The sequence below is a fragment of the Labilithrix sp. genome (assembly GCA_019637155.1).
Lineage (GTDB): Bacteria > Myxococcota_A > Polyangia > Polyangiales > Polyangiaceae > Labilithrix.
The window spans coordinates 1-19,448 of the sequence record JAHBWE010000002.1 but is presented as its reverse complement, the minus strand read 5'-3'; the positions used below and the strand labels follow the sequence as shown (position 1 = coordinate 19,448).

At 72.4% G+C, this 19,448-nt stretch carries 16 protein-coding genes; 9 read left to right on the top strand and 7 right to left on the bottom strand.

Annotated elements, in window-relative coordinates:
- Window positions 1–75: 75 nt before the first annotated feature.
- Window positions 76–1,107, bottom strand: coding sequence for a 23S rRNA (adenine(2503)-C(2))-methyltransferase RlmN (locus KF837_03975; GenBank protein MBX3226440.1), 1,032 nt, complete (start codon window positions 1,105–1,107; stop codon window positions 76–78).
- Window positions 1,108–1,149: 42 nt separating this feature from the next.
- On the bottom strand, window positions 1,150–2,046 hold the full coding sequence (locus KF837_03970; GenBank protein ID MBX3226439.1) for a LysR family transcriptional regulator: 897 nt from the start codon (window positions 2,044–2,046) through the stop codon (window positions 1,150–1,152).
- Window positions 2,047–2,158: 112 nt separating this feature from the next.
- On the opposite strand from KF837_03970, the gene KF837_03965 reads away from it, so the two are divergent.
- Both KF837_03965 and KF837_03960 read left to right on the top strand, forming a co-directional pair.
- Complete coding sequence (locus KF837_03965) at window positions 2,159–2,491, top strand: hypothetical protein (GenBank protein ID MBX3226438.1); 333 nt, start codon at window positions 2,159–2,161, stop codon at window positions 2,489–2,491.
- A 142-nt stretch (window positions 2,492–2,633) separates the two neighbouring features.
- The gene (locus tag KF837_03960) at window positions 2,634–3,203 is read left to right on the top strand and encodes a hypothetical protein (protein ID MBX3226437.1); all 570 of its coding nucleotides are present in this window, start codon (window positions 2,634–2,636) and stop codon (window positions 3,201–3,203) included.
- On the opposite strand, the gene KF837_03955 is transcribed toward KF837_03960, so the two are convergent.
- Window positions 3,200–4,621 (bottom strand): RNB domain-containing ribonuclease, encoded by a 1,422-nt coding sequence (locus tag KF837_03955; GenBank protein MBX3226436.1) that lies wholly within the window; start codon window positions 4,619–4,621, stop codon window positions 3,200–3,202. The genes KF837_03960 and KF837_03955 overlap by 4 nt on opposite strands.
- A 160-nt stretch (window positions 4,622–4,781) precedes the next feature.
- Between KF837_03955 and KF837_03950 the strand changes: the two genes are divergently transcribed.
- A complete protein-coding gene (locus tag KF837_03950; protein ID MBX3226435.1) occupies window positions 4,782–5,279 on the top strand; it encodes a hypothetical protein in 498 nt (165 codons plus the stop codon).
- Between the two features lie 17 nt (window positions 5,280–5,296).
- Window positions 5,297–6,016 (top strand): hypothetical protein, encoded by a 720-nt coding sequence (locus tag KF837_03945; GenBank protein ID MBX3226434.1) that lies wholly within the window; start codon window positions 5,297–5,299, stop codon window positions 6,014–6,016.
- Between the two features lies 1 nt (window position 6,017).
- On the opposite strand, the gene KF837_03940 is transcribed toward KF837_03945, so the two are convergent.
- The 3 genes from KF837_03940 to KF837_03930 are packed head-to-tail and all read right to left on the bottom strand — an operon-like array spanning window position 6,018 to window position 11,517.
- Complete coding sequence (locus tag KF837_03940; GenBank protein MBX3226433.1) at window positions 6,018–7,169, bottom strand: MFS transporter; 1,152 nt, start codon at window positions 7,167–7,169, stop codon at window positions 6,018–6,020.
- Between the two features lie 30 nt (window positions 7,170–7,199).
- A complete protein-coding gene (locus KF837_03935) occupies window positions 7,200–10,505 on the bottom strand; it encodes a serine/threonine protein kinase (GenBank protein ID MBX3226432.1) in 3,306 nt (1,101 codons plus the stop codon).
- Window positions 10,506–10,542: 37 nt separating this feature from the next.
- Entirely contained in the window at window positions 10,543–11,517 is a 975-nt protein-coding gene (locus tag KF837_03930) for a hypothetical protein (GenBank protein MBX3226431.1), read from the bottom strand.
- 54 nt (window positions 11,518–11,571) lie between these two features.
- Between KF837_03930 and KF837_03925 the strand changes: the two genes are divergently transcribed.
- From KF837_03925 to KF837_03905, 5 genes are all read left to right on the top strand, one after another.
- On the top strand, window positions 11,572–13,788 hold the full coding sequence (locus KF837_03925; protein ID MBX3226430.1) for a M3 family metallopeptidase: 2,217 nt from the start codon (window positions 11,572–11,574) through the stop codon (window positions 13,786–13,788).
- A 155-nt stretch (window positions 13,789–13,943) separates the two neighbouring features.
- On the top strand, window positions 13,944–14,759 hold the full coding sequence (locus tag KF837_03920; protein MBX3226429.1) for a tetratricopeptide repeat protein: 816 nt from the start codon (window positions 13,944–13,946) through the stop codon (window positions 14,757–14,759).
- Window positions 14,759–15,829 carry a hypothetical protein gene (locus KF837_03915; protein MBX3226428.1) on the top strand — a complete coding sequence of 357 codons (1,071 nt, stop codon included), beginning with the start codon at window positions 14,759–14,761 and terminating at the stop codon, window positions 15,827–15,829. The genes KF837_03920 and KF837_03915 overlap by 1 nt, the downstream gene beginning before the upstream one ends.
- A 54-nt stretch (window positions 15,830–15,883) precedes the next feature.
- Complete coding sequence (locus KF837_03910) at window positions 15,884–17,239, top strand: protein kinase (protein ID MBX3226427.1); 1,356 nt, start codon at window positions 15,884–15,886, stop codon at window positions 17,237–17,239.
- On the top strand, window positions 17,217–19,019 hold the full coding sequence (locus KF837_03905) for an adenylate/guanylate cyclase domain-containing protein (protein MBX3226426.1): 1,803 nt from the start codon (window positions 17,217–17,219) through the stop codon (window positions 19,017–19,019). The genes KF837_03910 and KF837_03905 overlap by 23 nt, the downstream gene beginning before the upstream one ends.
- 71 nt (window positions 19,020–19,090) lie before the next feature.
- Here KF837_03905 and KF837_03900 read toward each other — a convergent pair.
- Window positions 19,091–19,448, bottom strand: a 358-nt coding sequence (locus KF837_03900) for an MYXO-CTERM sorting domain-containing protein (GenBank protein MBX3226425.1), incomplete at its 5' end; no start/stop codon positions are given.

Here is a 19,448-nt window from a genome sequence, read left to right as displayed (position 1 = left end):
GGCCGCGGCCATGGTTGACGCAGGCGCGCTCGGGTGGGACGTTGCGGCGCGATCGTGGGCGCGGTCTCTCGATGCTCACGCTGCCGGCGTGGCAGCACGTCCTGTGACGAGCATCCCACACGCGGCGCGCGCGTCGCGGCCGCGCGAGCGACGGACCTTCGCGAGGCAGCCTCCCGCGTGGAGGCGCGCGCAGAACGCGGCGATGCGCTCCTCGCTCGGCTCGCGGTAAGGCGCGCCCTCCCACGCGTTGAACGGGATCACGTTCACGACGTGGCGGAGGTCGCCGACCCAGCGCGCGAGGCGATCCGCGCTCGCGTCGTCGTCGTTCACGCCGGCGAGGAGGACGTACTCGAGCGTCACCTTCCGATCGCGCGGCCAGCGATCGAGCGCCGCGCGGAGCTCGGCGAGCGGCCACTTGCGGTTGATCGGCATGAGGCTCCGGCGGACCTCGTCACTCGCGGCGTTCACGCTGATCGCGAGCTGCGGGAGCCAGCGACTCTCTGCGAGCCGATCGAGGTTCGCGACGTGACCCACCGTCGACACCGTGACGCGGCCGGGCGCGAGGCCGAGGCCGGCCGGATCGCAGAGGACCTCGAGCGCGCGGACGAGGACCTCGACGTCGTGGAGCGGCTCGCCCATCCCCATGAAGACGACGTTGAGCTGCTCCACCGAGCGCGGGCCGAAGCGACGCATCACCGCGTGGAGCTGCGCCACCACCTCCGCGGGGGTGAGGCTGCGCACGAGGCCCATCCGCGCGGTCGCGCAGAAGGTGCAGCCCATCGCGCAGCCGACCTGGCTCGAGACGCAGATCGTGACGCGCGGCCGCCGCACCGCGCGCGGCATGTGCACCGCCTCGATCCGCGCGCCGTCCGCGAGCTCGAGGACGATGCGGGTCGCGCCGTCCGCCGAGGGCCGCTCCTCCACGATGCGCGGGAGCGTGAGGTCGAGCCCCGCGCGCTCGACGAGGTCGCGCCCGCGCCGCCCCAGCGCCGGGCCCGCCGCGTCCCACGTCGCGATGCGCTGCAGCCGGCCGAAGAGGTGCGCCGCGTCCCGCTCGTAGCCGAGCGCGCGCAGGTCCTCCGGAGTCTGGTCCCAGGCCGACGGCATCGCCCGAAGTCTGGCGGCGCGGCGGCGCGAAGGCAACCGTGCTCAAGGAGAAGGCGCGAGCGAGCAGACCTCGCGCAGCGCGCGCGCGATCTTCTTGATGTCCGCGCTCTCCTCCGTCGACCGCCGCTTCACGACGAAGACGTCGCGGCGGCGCACGCTCGCGTCGATCCCCTTCGGCAGCGGCAGCGCGTGGAGCGCGTGGCGCGCGTTCACGGTCCGGTTGTGGAGCGCGACGACGAACGCCGGCGCGTAGAGGACGCCGAGGCCGCGCCGCGCCAGGTCGAGCGCCGACTCGAGCATGTCGAGCGCGTAGCGGACCGTGCGCGGCACGCGCTCGTCGGGCCAGCCGTCGAGCCCGCGCATCGCGGTCGCGACGCCGGTGAGCGGGATCGCCGGCGCGCAGAACGGGAGCTTCGCGATCGGCACGGACGCGAAGTCGGGGCGGCCGAAGATGCCCATCTCCATCGACGTCACCTTCAGGTAGTCGATCTCGACGCGCGGCATCGGCACGTACGTGATGCCGACGTCGGCGGCGTCGTCCGCGAGCGCCTCCTCGATCGCGCCCGGCACCCGCTCGCGCAGCGCGATCGGACGATCCCCGAACGCGCGCGCGACGAGCTCGCCCGCGAAGTAGGTCGAGAACACCTCGAACGTCGCGATGCGGAGCGGGCGCGCGGCCGGCGCCTCGCCGCGCGCCACGCTCGCGAGGTCGTCCGTCTGCGCGAGCACGCGCCGCGCCGCCTCGTAGACGCGGCGCCCCGTGTCGGTCACCACCACGCCGCGCCCGCTCGGCGCGAAGAGCGCGACGCCGAGCTCGTCCTCGAGCGCCTTGATGCTCTTCGAGAGCCCGCTGTGCGAGATGCCGAGGAGCCGCGCCGCCTCGCGCAGCCCGCCCGTCTCGACGACGAGACAGAGCTGACGCAAGCGCTGGGTCTCCATCGCCCGCGACTCTACCGAGTCGCCTGCCGAAATTGCACGCGCGAAGGCCCGCTCCTTCGCTCGCGGCCGCTTCTTGGATCTCGGCGCCGCGTTGCGGCATACTCTTAGAGCCATGAGCGAGCCGACGATTCAGGATGTGTTGGATGCCATCGCCGTCCTCAGCGCGAAGGCGGAGGCCGAACGCGAGCTGTTTCGCCGGAGTGAACGCGTCCTCTCCACCCTCGAAGCGATGGTGGAGATCGTCTCCACGCTCAGGGCCAAGGTGGAGGCCCAGGACGAGGAGCTCCGCGCGCGCGACGCGGAGATTCAGGCGCTCAACGCCAAGTTGAACGCCCTCGACTGGACGTTCATCGACCTGGAGAACCTCGTGCTCAGCCGGCACGAAGCCGAGGGTCTTGCATGCATCCAAGGCGAAGCGGACCGACGAGATCCGCCGACGTCCTGAGCCACCTGACGAAATTGCACGCGCGAAGGCGCGCTCCGTCAGATTGGCACGCCGCGCCGAGAGACACGCGGCGAGACGAGCCGACAGCACGCGGCTCTTCGTCCACTTCGCCGCGGCCCCGTCGTTGCATGGGCGCGGCGCCATGAAGCTCGGTCTGATCACGTCCCTCTTCGTCACCTCGCTCTCCCTCGGATGCCAGCAGGCATCGCCTCCCCCGCCCCGCGCCGTCGCGAGCACGCCGCCCACGCTCACGAGCGCGCCGGTGCCGCCGCCCTCGCCCGCCGGCCCGCGCTGGCACGGCGACGAGACGCTCCACGTCCACCGCTACGACTTCGTCCTTACACCGAAAGATCCGAAAGACGCCATTGTCGGGCCTACCAGTTTTTCCGTGAACATTACATCGAACCACACCGGCGAGGTGACGGTGGGCCGGAACGTGCCGCTCGTCCCGCCGTCGGGCCCCGCCCCCGCGACGCCGCCGCGGCAGGACGTCGGCCTCAAGGTGAAGGCGCACCCGCAGGGGCTCGCCGGCACCGAGGACGTGCTCGTCGACGTCGAGCTCGAGATGAGCACGATGGAGGGGAGCGCGATCCGCAAGCTGACGACGCACGGCACCGCGCTCGCGCCGCTCGGCAAGGCCACCCTCGTCGTGAGCGTCGACGACGACAAGCGCCGCTACGAGCTCACCGTCACGCCGACGAAGCTCCGTTAGACGCGCACGAAGTCGATGAAGCCGCGCTTCGGCTCGGTCGCGACGAGCTTCACCCGCGTCCGATCGCCGACGTCGAGCCCGGCCTCGCCCGCGACGACGCGTCCCTCCGCCGGCGGATCGAGGAGGCGCACGAAGGTGCCGTTCTTGTTCACGCCGGTGACGACGGCGTCGAACGTCCCGCCGATGCGGCGCGACAGGAACAGCGCGGCGCCGACCTTCCGCATCGTGCGCTCGAACTTCCGGGCGTGGTCCTCGCGCTCGCTGCATCGCTCCGCGATCGGGAGGAGCTCCTTCGCGGAGTAGGGGGGCGCGTCTCCGCGCGCGCACACCTTCAAGAGCCGCTGCGTGACGAGGTCGCCGTAGCGGCGGTTCGGCGCGGTCGAGTGCGCGTAGTCGTCGACCGCGAGGCCGAAGTGGCTCTCGGGCGAGTCGGGATCGGCGACCGCGTATTCGCCGGGGCCCATCAGCTTCACGACCGAGAGCGACACGTCGGCGAAGCGCTTCGGGTCCTTCGCGCGGCGATCGGCGAGGAACTCCGCGAGCGCGAGCGCGTTCGCCTCCTCCGGCAGCTTCACGTCGAAGCCGGCGGCGAGGCTGACGATGCGGTCCCAGCGCCGCGGCTTCCGGACGATGCGCCGGATCGAGGCGAACTTGTGCTCCTCGAGCCAGCGCGCGGTCGCGCCGTTCGCCGCGATCATCAGGTCCTCGACCAGCTCGCGCGCGCGGCTCTTCAGCGTCAGCTTGAGGTCGACGACCTCGCCGTCCTTCGCGACCGCGCGCGCCTCCGTCGTCTCGAGCTGGAGCGCGCCGTGATCGATGCGCCGCCTCCGGAGCCGCTGCGCCGCCTCGTCGTGGAGCTTCACCTGCGCCGCGATGCGCTCGTCCTTCGGGCCGGGCCCGCGCTCCTCGAGCCACGCGCCGACGTCGTCGTAGACGAGCTTCGCGTGGTTCTTGACCCTCGCGCGGTAGATCTTCGCCCCGACGACCTGCCCGTCGGCGGCGACGTCGATCTGCGTGACGACCGCGAGCCGCTCCTGATCTTCGAGGAGCGAGGACGCGCCGCTCGACAGGTCGTCGGGCAACATCGGGAACGTCGCGATGCCGGCGTAGAGCGAGGTCGTGTTCTGCCCGGCGTGGAGGTCGAGCGCCGCGCCGCGCGGCACGAAGGCGTCGACGTCCGCGATGCCGAGCTTCACGCGGATGACGCCGCCCTCGAGCCGCTCCGCGACCTCGATCTGATCGAGGTCGGTGGACTCACGGTTGTCGATCGACGACCAGAGCAGCGCTCGCTCGTCGACGATCGACGCGTCGCCGCCGTCGTACGGCTCGCGGAGCGCCTCCGCGCCCGGCGGGAACTTCACGACGAACCCTTCGCGCTCGGCGACGTCGCGCGCGATCGCGACGAGATCGAATTGCATGCGCCACGATCGCGCCCCCGACGGCGCGCCGTCAACCCGCGCATCGGCTCGGGCTCGGGGAGCCCTCGAAGCGCGCCCGATTTAACTGACACCGGCCGAACGACCTGTCAAACGGCGGTGACCGGCGAAACCGCGACCGGTATACGGCGTAGATCGATCCATGCACCTCCGTTCCGCCTTCGCCGCCGTCCTCCTCGCCGCGTGCACCGGTGACGACGATGCCGCGACGCCGCCGCCCGAGACGAGCACGACGACCGAGGTCCCCGGCGACGCGGCCGGCATGAACGCGTGGCTCCACACGAAGGCCTACGCCTCGTGGCCGAAGGAGTCCGCCGCCCATCCCTCGACCGGGCCGCACGCGTCGTCGGTGCTCACGTTCGTGAACCCCACGCTCGAGGCGTCGCTCGAGGCGGGCGCGGCGGAGCACCCGGAGGGATCGGCGGCGGTGAAGGAGTTCCTCCGCGACGGCGAGGTGACGGGCTGGGCGGCCTACGTGAAGACGAAGCCGGCGAGCGAAGGCGGCGGCGGCTGGTACTGGTACGAGACCTTCGACGTGACGCCCGGCCGCCACTCGATCGAGGGCCAGGGCAAGCCGCTCTGCGCGGGCTGCCACGCCGGCGGCAAGGACTTCGTGCTCACGCCGTTCCCGCTCCGCTGAGCATGTACGCTGCACGGATGGCCCGCGCCGTCCTCGCCGCCGCCGTCGCGCTCGGCCCGGCCGCCGGGTTCGTCGCGTGCGGCGGTCACGACCCGAAGCCCGCCGTCGCGCCCGTCGTCGTCGTCATCGACGCGGCGCCGCCCGCCGACGTCGCCGAGGCCGGCCCCGACGCCGCGGCGGAGATCGCCGAGGTCGCCGCGCCGCCGCTGCCTTCGGGCGACTACGAGGTCACGACCGAGGTGCTCCGCGACACGTGCACCGCGCCCGACGGCGGGGCTCCCCTCGCGCCGGCGACGGTGACGATGTTCGTGCCGATGAAGATCTGGCGCGACAAGTCCGGCGCCGAGCGCGTCACCGGCAACTTCCCGCTCCCGCTCCCGAAGAAGGGCGGCTTCGGCGGCGCGCGCTCCGACATCGTGCTCGCCCCGCCGCCCGAGCCGAAGTCGTCGGCGTTCTCGATCCAGGGCCTCGGCTCGCAGTGCCCGACCTACGAGACGAGGACGCAGCACCACGTGATCGAGCGCACGAGCGACCGGGTGAGGATCTCCTACCTTCGCGACTACGGCGACGGCTCGACGTGCAACCGCAAGGTTCCATCGAAGTGCTCGCTCCAGTACGTCTACACGTTCCGCCTCGTCCGCAAGCTGTGCGATCCCCACTGCGGCGTGAGCTTCGTGCGGAGCGCCGACGCCGGGCCCGGACCGAAGTGCCACTGCGACGACGCGGGCGCGCCCTGACTCAACGCCTCCGCACCAGCAGCGCGACGCCCGACGCGCCCGCGCACAGCACGAGCACGCCGCGGAGCCCCCACGCCGCGAAGACGCGCGACGCGGTGAAGGCGCCGCTCGCCATCCCCACGAACATGCCGCTCACGAGCACCGCGTTGAGGCGGCTCCGCGCGGCGGGATCTTGCGCGTAGATGATCGTCTGATGCGCGATGAGGCTCGACTGCGCGCCCGCGTCGAACGCCACCGTGCCGACCGCGAGCGCCACGAGCGACTCGGCGAGCGCGGCCATCGCGCCGAACGACGCGAGGCACACGAGCGCGCCGGCGCGCGCGACCGACTCCGGACCGCGCTTGTCGCTCGCGGCGCCCGCGAGCGGAGCGGCGAGCGCGCCCGCCGCGCCCGCGATCCCGAACGCGCCCGCGACCGTGCTCGAGAGGTGGAACGGCGCCGCGTCGAGGCCGAGCGCGAGGGTCGACCAGAAGCCGCTGAACGCGAAGCTGAGGAGCGCCTGCGCGAGCGCGGCGCGGCGGAGCGGCGCCAGGTCACGAACGAGCGCGCCGATCGAGGCGAGGAGCGCGACGTACGAGCGATCGGTCGCGGGGGGGAACGACGGCAGGCGCCACGCGAGCAGCGCGAAGAGGAGCACCACCGCCCCCGCCGCGCCGCCGAAGACGGCGCGCCACGACGCGTATTGGCTCACCGCGCCGCTCACGACGCGCGAGAGGAGGATGCCGAGCAAGAGCCCCGTCATCACCATGCCGACGACGCGGCCGCGCGACTCCGCCGGCGCGATCGCGGCCGCGGCCGGGACGAGGTCCTGCGCGGTCGTCGCGGCGAGGCCGAGCGCGAAGCTCGCCGCGATCATCACCGGCGCGTTCGGCGCGAGCGCGGCGACGGCGAGGACGGCCGCGAGCGCGACGCACTTCACGAGGATGACGCGCCGGCGATCGAGCCGATCGCCGAGCGGCGCGAAGGCGAGGATCCCCGTCGCGTAGCCGAGCTGCGTGAGCGTCGGCACGAGGCCGATGAGCGAAGGCGTCGCGCCGAGGTCGCGCGCGAGCGCGGCGAGCATCGGCTGGTTGTAGTAGAGCGACGCCGCGGCGAGCCCGGCGCCGACCGCGAGCATCGTCACGACCGATCGCGGCGGCGCAGCGGACGACATGGGCGTGGTCGCGATCCCGCGCGCGGCGGCTCAGAGCGCGGCGACGAACTCGCGGCCGAACTCGAGCGGGTGCGGGCGGTCCTTCGGCTCCTTCGCGACCGCGGCGCGGAGGAGCTTGGCGACCGCGGCCGGGTACGACTTGAGCCGCTCGCTCTCCTCGAAGGGATCGCGGCGCATGTGGGCGATGATGCGGTCGCGCGGGTTCTCGACGTCGTCGAAGAACGCCTTGCCCGTCGTCACGTTGTAGATCGTGCCGGCGAGGGCGTAGACGTCCGAGCGCGGATCGAGCTCCACCGGATCGAGCACCTGCTCCGGCGCGATGTAGCCCGCGGTGCCGGCGACGAAGCGGCCGCCGACCTCGGCCGGCACGCGGATCGCGCGCACCATGCCGAAGTCGATGACGACGGTGGCGAGCGGCGTCGCGTGCGCGGGGTCGCGGTGCTTGTCGGCCTCGAAGCGCTCGCCGCCCTGGAGCGGGAGGCGGAGCCAGAGGTTCGCCGGCTTGATGTCGCGATGGACGAGGCCGGCGGCGTGGAGCGCGGCGAGGCCGGCGCACGTCTCGAGCACGACCTGGCGGAGCTCGAAGAGCGTCATCAGCCGCGCGCCCGAGTACTGCTTCAGGTCCGCGCCGATGAGGTACTCGAGGACGAGGTACGGCACGTTCTCGATGACGCCGCGATCGATGATGTTCGCGACGTTCGGGTGGTAGAGGCCGGCGAGCGCCTTCGCCTCCTCCTGGAACGACGCGAGGATGCCGGCGCGCTCGGTCTCGGTCGCGTTCTGGAGCGCCTCCGCCTTCGGGATCTTGAGGACGAAGAAGCGATCGGCGCCCGGCTTGCGCACGAGCCACACCGTCCCGATGCCGCCTTCGCCGAGGTTCTTCACGAGCTCGTAGCCCGCGATGATCTGCGCCTCCGCCTTCTTCGGCGCGGGCGGCGGCGGCGGCGTGCGGCCGATCGCGCCGCGCACGGCCTGCTCGAGGAGCGCGGAGGTGACGGGGCCGAGCGACGCGAACCACACGTCGAGCATCGAAAGCTCGCGCGCGCGGATCGCGCGGGCGACGAGGCCCGCGACGCGCGGCGCGTTCTCGGTCTGCCCGCGGCGGAGCGTGTCGTCGCCGCCGTCCGCGGTCGCGGGGTGGAGCGCGCGCACCGGATCCGCGAGCGCGGACTGCAGGCGATCGGCGGCGAGGACGAGGTCGAGGCACATCGCCTCGAGGTTCTCGTTCTTGCCCGACGCGGGCGCGAACGCCGCGAGCGCGCGCGAGAGGCCCGCGAGCGCGTGCGTGAGCTCGGTGTCGACGGCGTGGAGCTCCTCGAGGCTGGGCGCGGCCTTGTGGCCCCACTGCCCGAACTCCTCGCCGGAGGAGACCGCGGTGCGGAGCGCGTCGGCGTGGTCGCAGCAGCGCTGGAGCGCGCCGACGTCCATCATCGGGAGGGCGGTCGCGAGCTGGAGCAGCATCGCGGGGCGATCGATGACGAGCGCCCACCACGCCGCGAACGGACCGAGCCAGTGCACGTCGTCGACCTCGCCGAGCGCGGTGCCGCGCGTCGTGTCGACGAGGCGCCAGAACAAAGAAGAGAGCGCGCTCCGGAGCGGCTTCGGGAGCTCGCGCGTGCCGTCGGCGAGGCCGTCGATCTTGCGGAGCCACTGACACGTGTCGTGCGCGGTCGGGCCGCGGCCGGGCCCCAAGTCGGTGTCCTCGCCGCAGGCGTCGAGCGCGTAACCGCCGAGCCGGATCGCGAGGACCTCGAGCGGGACGGTGTCGCCGTCGCCGCCCGCGCGCCGCTCCTTGATCAGATCGAGGATCTCCGCCGGCGCGCGCGCGATCGTCTTCCATGTCTCCTCGAGATCGGGCGCCTCGATCGGATCGCCGCCGCCCGGGCTCGTCGCGAGGAGCGGACCCCAGAGCCGGAGCGCGAACGCGCGCGCGCAGCCTTCGACCGCGTTCACCGCCGCGGAGCGATGGCGGAGCGAGCCGGTGCCGAGCGCGATGCGGCGCGCTTCGCCGAAGGTCGGCGCGAGCGAGACCGCGAAGCGCGAGGCGCGCGCGTCGGCCTCTTCGTCGTCGTACTGCGCCGCGAGGCGGACGAGGTTCTCGAGCCCGAGCTCGAGGTCGAGCGGATCGCGCTCCGCGCCGTCGACGACGTCGGTGACGGCGATGACCTCGATCCAGCGGCGCGCCTCGTCGACGTCGGCCGCGCGCACGGAGCGGGCCTGCTCGCGGAGCGCGAGGAGCGGCTCCTCGATCTCGCGGCGATGGGTGCCGCGGCGCCAGATCGTCGCGAGGCCGCGCGCGAGCGCGCGCGCGCCGATCGCGCCGCCGTCGCCGCGGAGGATCCGCACCGCGAGGCGATCCCAGAGGTCGCGGCGCTCGAAGAAGAGGTACGGCGTCGCGGCCGCGATCGCGGCGAGGACCCACGCGTCCTCCTGCGGCGAGTCCATGATCGTGATGAGCTGGCCGGCGAGGAGGTTGAAGCGCTCTCGCGGGAGGGCCGCCAGCGCGGTCATCGCGCGCTGGCGGAGCAGCTGCGACGGGCCGAGGACCCAGTCGAGGATCGTGCCCTGGAGCTGCTCGAGCGGCCCGATCATCCGGCCGAGCGCGCGCGCGGCGTGGACCCACACGAGCGGCTCGGGATGGAGCAAGAGCGGCTGCAAGACCTGGAGCGTCTTGCCGATCAGCTCCTGATCGGTGGCGGGCGAGAGGCCGCGCACGCTGACCTCGAGGGTGCGCGCGGCGAGGACGCGACCGCGGAGCGCGCCGCGCGCGGGGCCGCGGATCATGATCTCGAACGTCTCGTGCGAGCCCCAGAGCCACTTCGCGAGCTCGGGCACCTCGAACGCGCTCGCGCCGGCCTCCCAGAAGAGGATCTCGAGGCGCGCGCGGGCCTCCGCGTTCTCGGGGAGCGCGAGGATGGCGCCGTCGCCGAGGAGCGGCGCGGCGCGGAGCGCGTCGGCGAGCGGACCTTCGACCACGCGACGGCGCGCGACGTCGGGGACGCGATCGCGGAACGCGGCGCGCACGGCGGCCTCGTCGAGGAGCTGCGCGAGGAGCGCGTCGCGCCGCCACGTGCTCTCGGTCACCCACGCGAAGAGCACCTCGGCGGAGGGCTCCGAGAACATCTCGCCGAGCTCCGCGACCTCGCCCGTGTGGGTGAGCCCCGGCAGCGCGGCCGCGAGCGCGTCGGCCGCCTCGCGGATCTCGGGCGAGAGCTGGGTGGCCTCCGCGCGCTTGCCGCCCTCGCGCCAGCGCGCGCGGACGGCCTTCGCGACCTCCGGATCCGCGAACGGATCGAGGAGCGTCGAGAGCGCGCGTTGAACGTCGTCGAGCGGCATCGGAGCGATCGAGGTTACCGCAATCCTGCGGTGGGGGTCACGGCTGCTTCGCGGGGCCCTCGCAGACGCTCGGCAGCTTCACCTCGCAGTCGAGGTCGTTCCAGGTCCAGCGATCGGCGAAGAGCTCGACGCACGCCTCGCGGCCGAACGCGTTCGGCTCCCCCGGCTCCCAGGCGGTGAAGCGCGCGCGCGTCTTGGTCGACCACTCCCAGGAGCCCCGCGTCTCGCGATCGTTCAGCCCGATCCACATGCGCGTCACCTCGAAGCGCTGCGCCATCCCCTTCTTGAGCGCCTCGTTCTCGGCCGCGATCTTCGGCGTCGCGAGGCGGCCGCCCATCTGCTTGCACTGCGCCTTCGCCTCGGCGTGCGTCACCTCGCGGCCGACGTAGCAGTAGCTCCTGCCGAGCCCCGTCACCGGATGGCCGGTGCAGGCGAGCGGTTTGTCACCGCTCGACTCGCAGATGAACGGCTGCTGCAGGTTGCAGCGCGTGTCGTTCCAGCGACCGTTCGCGAAGAGCCACTCCGCGCACGCCTCGTTGCCGTCCCAGTTGTTCGGCTCCGACGCGTTCCAGCTCGCGGCCGTCACCGCCTCGCCGGTGTTCCACCTCCAGCCCGCCTTCGATTTCGTCGGCGACTCGAGCCCGATCCAGGCGGCGCGTCCGGCGCGCACCGGCGAGCCGAGCACGAGATGGAGCGCGTCGTTCACCTCGCGCGTCGGGATCGACGCGAGGTGGCCGCCCGTCTTCACGCAGCGCTCCTCGGCGTCCTCCCACGTGTCGGCCTGCGCGTACGCGCAGTACGCGAGGTCGTTCGCCTGGAACGCGGTCCCTTGCTCGCACGTCAGCGGCTGCACCGGGACCGGCACGACCGCGGACGGCACCGGGGCGAGGGCGACGGGCGCGGGCGGCGGAGGCGGCGGCTGGGGCGGCACGACGATCCGGAGCGGCTCCTCGGCCTGCCCGGCCGCGCAACCCCCGGATCCGAGGGCGAAGAGAAGGACGGCGCGACGCATTTTCCCGCAGCCTACCAGCTTGGGCCCGGCCCGGAGTTGGGCTACTGCGTCGCCATGCGTAACGCCCTCGTCCTCGGCGCCCTCGTCCTCGTCGCCGCCTGCGGCAACCCGGAGCCCAAGGCCCCCGCGCCGCCGCCTCCTCCCCCGAGCACCGCCGTCACCCCTCCGCCCCCGACCGCCATGCCGAAGTCCAACAGCATCCTCCTCGCGAAGTGGGGCGGTCCGCACGGCGGCGTCCCGGCGTTCGACAAGGTGAAGGTCGACGAATTCAAGCCCGCGCTCGAGACGGCGATGGACGAGGCGCGGAAGGAGATCGAGGCGATCGCGAACGACGCGAGCGCGCCGACCTTCGCGAACACGATCGCCGCGCTCGAGGACTCCGGCCGCGCGATGGACCGCGTCGAGACGGTCTACGACGTCTGGGCGTCGACGATGAACGGCCCCGAGTTCAAGGCGATCGAGAAGGAGATGGCGCCGAAGCTCGCCGCCTTCCGCGACGAGCTCCCGCAGAACGAGAAGCTCTTCAAGCGCGTGGAGGCGGTCTACGAGTCGCCGGAGAAGGGCAAGCTCACGGCGGAGGAGCAGCGCCTCGTCTGGCGCCGCTACACCTCGCTCGTGCGCGCGGGCGCGAAGCTCGACAAGACCGCGAAGGCGCGGCTCACCGCGATCAACCAGGAGCTCGCGTCGCTCTTCACGAGCTTCAGCCAGAACGTCCTCGCCGACGAGGAGGGCTACGCGCTGATCCTCGAGAAGCCGGAGGACCTCGCGGGGCTGCCGGACTCGGTGAAGGCGGGCGCCGCCGCCGCCGCGGAGGCGAAGGGCCAGAAGGGCAAGTGGGCGATCACCAACACGCGCTCGGCGATGGAGCCGTTCCTCACCTACTCGACGCGCGAGGACCTCCGCGAGAAGGTGTGGACGAGCTACGTCAACCGCGGCGACAACGGCGACGCGCACGACAACAACAAGATCATCACCCAGGTCCTGAAGCTCCGCGTCGAGCGCGCGAAGCTCCTCGGCTACCCGACCCACGCGCACTGGCGCCTCGAGAACGCGATGGCGAAGACGCCGGAGCGCGCGATGCAGCTGATGGAGGACGTGTGGCCGGCGGCGGTGGACCGGGTGAAGAAAGAGGTCGCCGACATGCAGGCGATCAAGGACAAGGACATGGCCGCGGCGAAGAAGCCGAAGGCGAAGATCCAGCCGTGGGATTATCGCTTTTACGCGGAGAAGGTCCGTAAAGCCCAATACGACCTCGACGAGAACGAGGTGAAGAGCTACCTCCAGCTCGAGAAGCTCCGCGAGGGGATGTTCTGGGTCGCGGGCGAGCTGTTCAATTTCAAGTTCACGCAGGTCACCGACGTGCCGGTCCATCACCCGGACGTCCGCGTCTTCGAGGTCGCGGACAAGACCTCGAACAAACAAATCGGACTCTGGTATTTCGACCCCTACGCCCGCGCCGGGAAGCGCTCCGGGGCGTGGATGAACGCCTATCGCCCGCAGGAGAAATTCAAGGGCGAGGTCACCACCATCGTCAGCAACAATTCGAACTTCGTAAAAGGCAAAGAGGGCGAGCCGGTCCTCATCTCCTGGAGCGACGCGCGCACCCTCTTCCACGAGTTCGGGCACGCCCTCCACGGCCTCTCCTCCAACGTGAATTACCCGACCCTCGCCGGCACCCACGTCGCGCGCGACTACGTCGAGTTCCCGTCCCAGCTCCTCGAGCACTGGGTCTCCACCCCCGAAGTGCTCAATACGTACGCGCTCCACGTGAAGACCGGCAAACCAATGCCGAAGGAGCTCGCGGCGAAGATCGAGAAGGCGTCGACCTTCAACCAGGGCTTCGGCACGGTCGAGTACCTCTCCGCCGCGCTCATCGACATGAAGCTCCACCTCGCCGGCGAGCAGACGATCGACCCGAAGGCGTTCGAGCGCGACACGCTGAAGGCGATGAACATGCCGCCCGAGATCGTGATGCGCCACCGCACGCCGCAGTTCGGGCACGTCTTCTCGAGCGACGGCTACTCGGCGGGCTACTACAGCTACCTCTGGTCCGACACGCTCACCGCCGACGCGTGGGGCGCGTTCACCGAGGGCAAGGGCGCCTACGACAAGTCCGTCGCCGAGCGCCTCCGCAAGAACGTCTTCAGCGTCGGCGACACGATCGACCCCGCCGACGGCTTCCGCGCCTTCCGCGGCCGCGACGTCGACACCAACGCCCTCATGAAGAAGCGCGGCTTCCCGACCAAGAAGCCGGCTCCCACGAAGAAGTGAAGGTTTCAACGCAGGGGCTTCGCCCCTGCACCCCGGGTCCAGCGCGCTTCCTGGCGTCCGCACTTGGCGTCGCGCTCACGCTCGCCGCGGGTCCTGCCTTCTCCGACCAAGACGCTCGGCTCGCGCAGGCGCTCTTCGACGAGGGGCGGGCGCTCATGGAGCAGAAGCGGTTCGCGGAGGCGTGTCCGAAGCTGAAGGAGAGCCAGCGGCTCGATCCCGGCGGCGGCACGCTCCTGAACCTCGCGTCGTGCCACGCGAGCGAGGGCAAGATCGCGAGCGCGCTCGACGAGTACCGCGAGGCGCTCGCGATGGCGCTCCGCGACAACCGCAAGGACCGCGAGCAGATCGCGCGGACGAACATCGGCGCGCTCGAGAAGGACGTCCCGCGCGTCACCGTCCTCGTCCCGCATCCCGTCACCGGCATCGAGGTGAAGCTCGACACGACCACGCTCCCCTCCGCGGCGTGGGGCGTCGCGACCGCGGTCGATCCCGGCGCGCACGTCGTCACCGCGAGCGCGCCGGACCACGCGACGGCCACCGTCCACGCCGACGTGCGCACCGGCGAGCGCAAGGTCATCGAGGTCCCCGCGCTCTCGCCCTCGCTCGCGCGGGAGAAGTCGCCCGGCGCCGCGCCCGACGCGCCGCGCGCCGCCGCCGACCCGCGCGCCGCGACGAGGCCGAACCCCGTCTTCTGGGCCGCGCTCGGCGTCGGCCTCGGCGGCCTCGTGCTCTCCGCCGTCACGGGCGCCCTCACCCTCACGAACGCGCTCGACGCCGGCGACGGCTGCATCGAGGAGCGGAGCTACTGTCACGGCTTCGAGGCCCGCGACTCGCTCTCGAACGCGCGCACCTTCGGCTGGGTGAGCACGATCTCCTTCGGGGTCGGGACGGTGGGCCTCATCGTCGCGCTCGTCGTGCCGAGCAAGAAGAGCGTCGTGGTCGGAGACCGCGGCGTCGGGGTCCGCTTCTGATGCGCGCGCTCGCGTCGCTCCTCTTCCTCGGCCCGCTCGCCGGCTGCGTCTTGCTCGTGCCCGACTACGAGCCCGGCGCGCACTGCACCTTCGCCGGCGAGACCGAGTGCGCGAAGTGCATGCGCGCGGAGTGTCAGCCGAAGATCGACGCGTGCTGCGGGGTCGAGACGTGCCGCGAGGCGGGCTACGGGACGTTCTACAGCACCACCGGCACGACGATGGGCGCGGTCGACGAGTGCGGGAACGGCTCGACGCGCTGCTCGTCCCTCCTCGGCGGCGCGCGGAAGACGACCGAGGGCGACGAGGTCCGGACGTGCATCGAGTCGAAGTGCCGGACGGAGTGCGCGCCGGGCGTGCTCGCGGCGCAGTTCTCGTGCGACGCGCCGCGCACGCAGACGACGGACTGCGCGAAGTGCATCTACGGCAGCTGCGGAGACCGGCTCACCGCGTGCTGCGCGGAGGCGAGCGGATGCCAGGACGGCTACGTCAACGCCGCGCGCGACGTGGCCGAATGCATGGCCGGCGACGAGAGGGCCTGCGCGAACCGCGTCCGCACGGGGTCGCCGAACGGCAGCGCCGGCGCGCTCCGGCGGTGCATCGACGATGCGTGCGAAGAGGCGTGCCTCGGCGATCGCGCCGAGCATCGCACGTGCGCGCTGACGAAGGGCGGCAGGTATTGCACCTGCTCCGCGTCGGCGGCCAGCGGGGGCGGCGAGTGCTCGCCGGTGAGCACCGACGGCGGCTCCTGCTTCGAGACCGCCGACGGCGGCTGCCTCTGCGGTCACTTCGCCTGCACGTACAAGCGGACCTTCCCCAACCCCACGTGCAAGTGCACGTTCGACAACGACGCCGAAGGCGGACCCAACGCCGAGAGGTGCAACTGGGAGGAGCTCGAGGTCTTCGACCTCACCCCGGACGATAAGTGCTGTCTCACCGAGACGTCGTTCGGGATCGAGTGCGAGTGCAAGACGGTCAGCAGCTGCCCGAGCGGAAGGGAGGTCGAGCGCTGCGACCGCGACCATCTCTTCGCGACCTTGAAGCGCCCGGCCGGCAACGTCTGCTCGCAGTGACGCCCGCCGGGGATCCCGGCTAGGATGCGCCATCCCTCGGAAGGAGCCCCTGCCGTGACGAATCCGTTCTTGCCGAATCGACCGAGCGGCGCCTTCACCGCCGCCGAAAGCTACGTGCGCGTCATCGAGCAGATCCCGGTCGCGGGCTCGACCGATCTCTCCCCGCAGGCGATCGCGGCCGAGAAGATCCCCTCCCCTCCTCATCTGGTCCTGAACCGCGCCCTCGCGCGCGGCGCGATGGGCCACGTGCACCCCGCGACCGATCGGAACCTCCTCCGCCAGGTCGCGCTGAAGCGCATCGACAAGGACTACGCGACGAAGGCGTTCTACCGCGACGCGTTCATCGCGGAGGCGCAGATGACGGGGCAGCTCGAGCACCCCAACATCGTGCCGGTCCACGAGCTCTCGATCGATCCGAACGGCATCCCCTACTTCACGATGAAGCTCGTGCAGGGCCGCTCGTTCGACAAGTGGCTCGCGCAGTACCGCCCCGGGGAGGTGCAGCGCATCGAGGGCGCGATCGAGATCCTGCTCAAGGTCTGCGACGCGGTCGCGTACGCGCACCACCGCGGCGTCGCGCATCGCGACCTCAAGCCCGCGAACATCATGGTCGGCGACTTCGGGCAGGTCTACCTGATGGACTGGGGCCTCGCGAAGCTGATCAAGAACGAGCCCGCGTCCGGTCGCAACGCGCTCATGAACGCGCCGGGCCCGGTCGGCACGCCGGAGTACATGGCGCCGGAGCAGGCGCGCGGCAACCCGAAGGACGTCGACGAGCGCTCCGACGTCTTCGGCCTCGGCGCGATGCTGTTCGAGATCCTCTGCGGGCACGGCCCCTACGGCGCGAACGCGCACCCGAACACGCTCATCAAGCGCGCCGCGAACGGCGAGATCGTCTCGATCGACGAGGCTTGCTCGAACATCGGCATCTCGCGCCGCATCCGCATGGTCGCGGAGAAGGCGACGCAGGCCGAGCCCGCGAAGCGCTACCAGACGGTCGCGGAGTTCCAGGAGGCGATGCGCGCCTTCCTCCACGGCGGCCTCCACCTCCCGCGCCGGGCGTTCCGCGCGGGAGAGATCATCTTCCACGAAGGCGACAAGGGCGACGCCGCGTACATGATCGTCGCGGGCCGCTGCCGCGCGTACCGAACGGTGGACGGGACGGAGGAGACGCTCGCGATCATGGAGCCGGGCGACGCGTTCGGCGAGATGGCGCTCATCCTCTACGAGCCGCGCGCGGCGACGGTGGCGGCGGTCGACGACGTCACCGTGCTCGTCCTCGATCAGGCGACGATGAGCGAGGGCCTCGGCCTCTCCGGCTGGACGGGCGCGCTCGTCCGCGCGCTCGCGCAGCGCTTCGCCGACCTCGAGCAGATGGTCCGCACGAGTGGCATCCGCCGCGGCCCCTGACGCGGCGGTGGAGCGACCCGAGGCTCGCTTCTTCCGCGAGCAGGAGGCCGCCTCCGCTCCGCCCGCGGCGACGGACTGGCAGAGCGCGCTCGCGGCCGCCCACGCGCGCGAGCTCGCGTTCGATCCGAAGGGCGCGCGCGCGGCGCTCGACGCGTTCGCGAGCGAGGTGCCGGCCGGCCCGTTCGCGCGCGTCGCGGAGCTGCTCCGCCTCCGCGTCGCCGTGCGCGAGGCGAAGCCGGAGGGCCTCGAGGACGCGGTGCGCGGCGTGCGCGCGCTGCTCGCGGCGTTGCCGGCGGAGGAGCGCGCGACGTACGCCCGCGCGCAGCAGCTCCTCGCGACCGCGTACATCCGGCTCGGCCGGCTCGAGCCGGCGGAGGAGGCGATCGGCGAGGCGCTCGTCACGATCGACGGCGAGGTCGCGCTCGTCCGCAGCGCGGACACGCTCGGCCAGGTGCTCATCGGGCAAGGGGCGTGGGTCGAGGCGAAGCGCACGCTCACCGCCCTCGTCGCGCGCCGCCGCGCGATGAACGATCCGATCGGGGTCGCGATCTCGGCGGGGCACCTCGTGCGCCTCGACGTGCAGCTCGGCGCGGCGGCGGAGGGCGCCGCGCTCGCGGAGGAGGTGCTCGCGGTCCTCGATCGCGCGGCCGACGTCCCGCTCCTGACGCGCCTCCGGATGCAGACGCTCCTCGCGACCGCGCTCGTGGAGATCGTGCCGGTCGATCCGCGCCTCGCGCCCGCGGCGGCGAAGCTCGAGGAGCTCGCGCGCGGCGTGACGGAGGACACGCACTACCTCCGCGGCTACGCGGGCCTCACCCTCGCGCGCGCGTTCGCGGCGCTCGGCGATCGCGAGCGCGCGCGCGCCTGGCTCGACTCCGACTCCACGCGCCAGTTCACGCTCCCGGTCCACGTCTCGCTCCTCCGATTCCACGAGGCGAAGATCGATCCGAGCGTCCTCGATCAGCCCGACTGGCTCGCGGAGCAGCAGAAGCTCTGGGCGCAGGTGGACTTCGTGAGCGAGGCGGAGATCGAGTCGCGCATCCTCCACGCGCGGGCGGCGAAGGACCCGGACGATCGGCGCGAGCGGCTCGAGCGCGCGTACGCGCGGGCGATGGAGTCGAACAACGCGGTGTGGATGCGCCTCGTCGACGAGGCGGCGGCGGAGCTCGAGCCCGCGCTCCGCTCCGAGCGGCTCGCGCTGCGCTACTCGGGCCGCCGCCTCGCCGAGCTCGCGCGCACGACGCGCGCGGACGCGACGATCATCTTCGCCGATCTCGTCGGCTTCACGCCGCGCTCGTTGCTGCTGACGCCCGAGGAGGTGATGGACACGGTGCGAGGGCTCTTCGAGCTCGGCGTCCCGCTCCTCGCGAAGCACAAGGTGCAGCCGCTCACGTACATGGGCGACGGCCTCCTCGCGATCGCGCAGGGCGACGAGCACGAGAAGCGCGGCCTCGCCTTCGCGCGCGAGCTGGTCGCGCGCTGCAACCGCATCACGCGTGTGCGGCACGCGCTCGACTCGGGCCTGCCGCTCGAGCTCCGCGCCGGCGTCGCGTCCGGCACGGTCGTCCTCGGCTCGCTCGGCTCCCTCTTCAAGACGGAGTTCGCGGCGATCGGCGCGACGACGAACCTCGCCGCCCGCCTCCAGGCGCAGGCCGACCCAGGCCAGGTCATCTGCGCCCGCCGCACCGCCTGGGCCGCCGGCGCCGACGACGCAGCCGACGCCTCCTTCGACCTGAAGGGCCTCGGCGCCGTCGACGCGAGCCGCATCGTCGTGCCGTAGCGAGGGCGCTCCTCCTCACGCTCGGCGGCGGCGACACGCGAGGCGCGGCGCCGCCACCACGAGCCCTCTTTTCAGTCCCGGCGGCGGCGGCGCGCGAGGAGGGTCGCGGCGACCACGAGGCCGAGGGCGGCGGAGGTCGGCGTCGAGGAGCCGTGCGAGCCCGGCGTCATCGCGCAGCCTTCCTCGGTCTCCTGCGTCGGCTGCGGCTTCGGCGTGATCGTGACCGATCCGCTCGAGGTGCCCGACGGCTTGGTCGTCGGCTTCTTCGGCTTCTTGCCCGAAGGCTCCTCCGGCGGCGGCTCCTCGGTGCCGGGGCCTTCACCACCGCTGTTCGGTCCGGAGCCCGCGTCAGCGCCCGACCCCGCATCCGCCGGAGGAGGCGGCGGCGGAGGCGGCGAGCCGGCGTCCTCCGGCGGCGGCGGAGGCGGA